Genomic DNA, 4216 nt, shown 5'->3' with positions numbered 1-4216 from the left:
ATAAGATAAGTTTTGTATTAAAAGGTTATTTAAGAATATGAATATTGAAGTTATTTTTAGTGAGAATGTTCGGTAGAAAAGAACTTTATTTTCTATCAAATGTTCTAACTATATTATACGAGGAGGGTAATATAATGGAATATGAAAACAAGTACAAAAAAAGTAAAATACTTAATATTGTATTAGCATCAATAGTTATAGGAATACTTATAGGTGGGTTTTCAACCTACGGACTGATTAACAATGATGGAGCGAATAGAACTGACATAGCAGAGGCCACTAAAGCATCTAAAATTAATGAGTATTTTGAAAGCCCTGTTATAGATGTGGCAGATAAGGTAACTCCTTCTATTGTTATGATAAGCAAAGAAGAGAAGGTAAGGGATTATTTCTTTAATACTGCTGGAGTTAGAAAAGGAACTGGTTCAGGGATAATATATAGAGAAAATGGTTATATAATAACCAATAATCATGTTGTAGAAGGCGCTTCTAGTTTAAAAGTTACATTACAGGATGGTAGAACCTTTGATGCTAGGGTATTAGGTGGAGATGCAAAAAGTGACTTGGCAGTAATAAAAATAAATGCAGATAATTTACCAGCTGCGGATTTAGGAGATTCATCTAAAGTTAAGGTAGGACAGTTAGCAGTTGCCATAGGAACTCCTGCAGGAGAAGAATTTTCCGGCTCTGTAACTGCTGGGATAGTAAGTGCAATAGATAGAAAGTTAAAAATAGGAGAAAAGGAACTTAATCTTATACAAACAGATGCAGCTATAAACCCAGGAAATAGTGGCGGAGCTTTAGTTAACAAAGATGGAGAAATAGTAGGAATAAATAGTGCAAAACTTACAGATACCCAAATAGAAGGCATGGGATTTGCCATACCAATAAACGATGCAATGCCAATTATAGAAGAATTAGTAAATCATGGATATGTAAAAAGACCATGGATTGGTGTAGGTATAAGAACAGTAACTGATCAGATATCTAAAACTTATGATATTCCTAAAGGAGCATATGTAGCTAAAGTATATTATAACAGCCCAGCAGAAGAATCAGGATTAAGGGTTGATGATATTATTACGGAAATAGATGGAGAGAAAGTAGAATCGGTGGAGGATTTATCTAATATAATAGGTAAACATGAGCCCGATGAAACAGTGAAAATTAAAGTATATAGAGATAAAAAATATAAGACAGTAGATGTTAAGTTGGGAATAATAAATCCAAATGAGTAAAAGATGGTGCAAAGTGCAAAGAGCAGGGTACAGGGAGCAAAGTGCAGAGAAAAATAGGATTGGCTATGCCAATCCTATTTTTTATCTCTGTACTCTGCACCTTCCCCCCCTGCACTACCTTTTTATTTGAATAAAATTTATATAGATTATAAAATATAATTAATGTAAGATTGATATATGAGTTTGAGTTTTAATCTAAGTTTGAGTAAAACAACAGTTTTGCCTTTGGCAAAATTATCTATCTTAGACTCAAACTGAAACTCAGACTAAAACTCAATATGGAGGGATAAATATGAGTGAAACTTTAAATATAATAAAAGATAAGACATTAACCTATGAACAAAAAGTTCTTTCACTGGCGAGAGCTGCTGAAAATTCACTTAGTGTGATGAATGTCTCTGATAAAGGAAAAGAATATATAAAAGAAGGTATTATATGCGACCTAAATGAAGGAAATGCGCCCTATAGACCTAGATATATAGTTCCAGACTATGAAAAGTTCATGAAAAACGGAAGTGAATTTTTAGGCCTAAAGCCTTCTACAGATATTTGGGATGCTACAAATAATTTATTAATATTATATAAACATGTTCCATCTATAACATCTTTTCCAGTATATATAGGGAATATAGATAAATTACTAGAACCATTCATAAAAGACGAGGACGAGGCCTATAAAGCTATAAAGTTATTTTTAATGCATATAGATAGAACTATAACCGACTCTTTCTGTCATGCTAATATAGGACCAGAAGATACGAAAGCTGGAAGACTTATACTAAAGGCAGAAGAAGAGTTGGAAACTTCTATACCAAATATAACACTAAAATATAGTAAAGATACTCCAGAAAACTTTGCTATTAGGTGTATAGAAACATCCCTTATAACCGCTAAACCTAGTTTTGCCAATCATGAAATGTTCGTTAATGATCTAGGAGAGGATTATGGTATAGCAAGTTGTTATAATGGTTTACCAATAGGTGGCGGTAGCTATACATTGGTTAGACTTAACTTAGCAGACCTTGCCAAGGAGGCTACAGATAAAGGGGAGTTTTTAAATAAAGTACTACCTTATGCTGTGGACATCATGGCATCATATATGGATGAGAGGGTTAAATTTTTAATGGAAGAGAGTAATTTCTTTGAAACTAATTTTCTAGTTAAGGAAGGATTAATAAATAAGGATAGATTTACTGCCATGTTTGGAATGTTTGGTTTAGCTGAATGTGTAAATCACTTTATAGATTCCAATAACAAAGAAGATAGATTTGGACATAGCAAACATGCTGATGATCTGGGATATGATATTATTAAGAAACTAGAAGAAGAAGTTAATAAACATAAAAATAAATACTGTAAAATAACAGATGGGAGATTTCTACTTCATGCTCAAGTTGGAATAGAAACTGACTATGGAATAAGTCCTGGATGTAGAATTCCCATTGGAGAAGAACCAGAATTACCAAAGCATTTACTTCAATGTGGAAGATTCCATAAGTTCTTTCCATCGGGAATAGGTGATATATTCCCCTTTGATGAAACAACAAAAAGAAATCCAAAGTATATTTTAGATATTATAAAAGGAGGATTTAAGGGAGGTATGAGATACTTTTCCCTATATGCTTCAGACTGTGACGTAATAAGGATAACAGGATATCTTGTTAAAAAATCGGAAATAGAAAAACTAGATAGGGGAGAACAAGTATTAAGGGATACCGTGGCACTAGGTCTAGGTGCAGCTAAAAATGCTAAGATTCTTGAAAGAAAGGTAAGAAGTAATGGGTAAAGGACTAGTAAATAAAATAGTACCCTTTAGTTCAGTAGATGGTCCAGGAAACAGAACAGCTATATTTCTTCAAGGGTGCAATTTTAACTGCCTATATTGCCATAACCCAGAAACTATTAATTTGTGTGAAAATTGTGGACTATGTGTAAAAGAGTGTCCCTACAATGCATTAACTGTGGATAATAATAAAGTAAAATGGAATAAAAATACTTGTAAAGAATGTGGTAAATGTATAGATATCTGCCCTAGGGACAGTTCACCTAAAATAAAAGAAATGTCTGTAGAAGAAGTTGTAGAAGAAATAGAAAAAAATAAACTGTTTATATCGGGGATAACAGTGTCTGGGGGAGAATGTACCCTTCAATCACACTTTTTAATAGAGCTATTTAAAGAAGTGAAAAAGATGGGGCTAACAACCTTTATAGATACCAATGGTACTGTTTCTTTGTATGAAAATGATAAGTTAATGAAAGTAACCGATATGGTAATGGTGGATATGAAATCCTTTGATGTAGGGGAACATAAAAAACTTACAGGGAAAAGTAATAAAATAGTTATAGATAATATTAGGTATTTAGCCGATATAGGAAAACTATACGAAATTAGGACAGTTATAGTACCAGAGGTTTTAGACAACTATAATAACGTTGATAATATAAGTAAATTACTAGCTTCATTAGATAGTGAGATAAGATATAAACTAATAAAGTATAGACCCGTTGGGGTTAGGAAAGATATGATAGGAAGTCACACTCCTTCAGATGATATGATGAATAAGTTGGAAAATGTAGCTAAGTACAATGGATGTATTGATGTAATCATAGTGTAGGGATTAGGCATGCCTAGTCCAACTTTACAGCCATAAAATATAGATGAAGAAAAATCCTTTTTAGCAATAGTGAAAATGAAACAAGTTAAAAAGGGTTTTTTATTATGCAAAAAATAATAAATTTCACCAAATATGCACTAAAAACAACCGAATATGGTGAAATGTTTGACTTTTTTTAGCTAAGATGTATAATTATGTTACTTTCTAGAAAGTTATGGTGCACACTAATGAATAACTAAATATAAGGGGGAAATGTGTATAATGAAAAATAATACTAGAAAGATCATAAGTTTGTTATTAGTATTTTTTGTAACATTTGCAGTAACTTCAAATGCGTGGGCTACTACTACATATAAGTATGGT

Annotated in this window: 3 protein-coding genes; all 3 read left to right on the top strand. The window is 32.0% G+C overall.

The window, feature by feature from the left end; all coding sequences use genetic code 11:
* Window positions 1-134 precede the first annotated feature (134 nt).
* Window positions 135-1238 carry a S1C family serine protease gene (locus V6137_RS20640; protein ID WP_425449836.1) on the top strand — a complete coding sequence of 368 codons (1104 nt, stop codon included), beginning with the start codon at window positions 135-137 and terminating at the stop codon, window positions 1236-1238.
* A 292-nt stretch (window positions 1239-1530) separates the two neighbouring features.
* Entirely contained in the window at window positions 1531-3024 is a 1494-nt protein-coding gene (locus tag V6137_RS20635; RefSeq protein WP_425449835.1) for a YjjI family glycine radical enzyme, read from the top strand.
* The gene (locus V6137_RS20630) at window positions 3017-3853 is read left to right on the top strand and encodes a YjjW family glycine radical enzyme activase (RefSeq protein ID WP_425449834.1); all 837 of its coding nucleotides are present in this window, start codon (window positions 3017-3019) and stop codon (window positions 3851-3853) included. The genes V6137_RS20635 and V6137_RS20630 overlap by 8 nt, the downstream gene beginning before the upstream one ends.
* Window positions 3854-4216: the final 363 nt, after the last annotated feature.

This window comes from Dethiothermospora halolimnae (genome assembly GCF_037577855.1).
GTDB classification, from domain to species: domain Bacteria; phylum Bacillota; class Clostridia; order Tissierellales; family VENL01; genus Dethiothermospora; species Dethiothermospora halolimnae.
The sequence above is the reverse complement of the archived record's forward strand: the minus strand, read 5'-3'. Positions and strand labels throughout refer to the sequence as shown.

What these genes read in the sequence shown, in the direction of transcription:
- V6137_RS20635 (WP_425449835.1), top strand. Translation starts at nt 1,531, where the DNA reads ATGAGTGAAACTTTAAATATAATAAAAGATAAGACATTAACCTATGAA.
- V6137_RS20630 (WP_425449834.1), top strand. Translation starts at nt 3,017, where the DNA reads ATGGGTAAAGGACTAGTAAATAAAATAGTACCCTTTAGTTCAGTAGAT.
- V6137_RS20640 (WP_425449836.1), top strand. Translation starts at nt 135, where the DNA reads ATGGAATATGAAAACAAGTACAAAAAAAGTAAAATACTTAATATTGTA.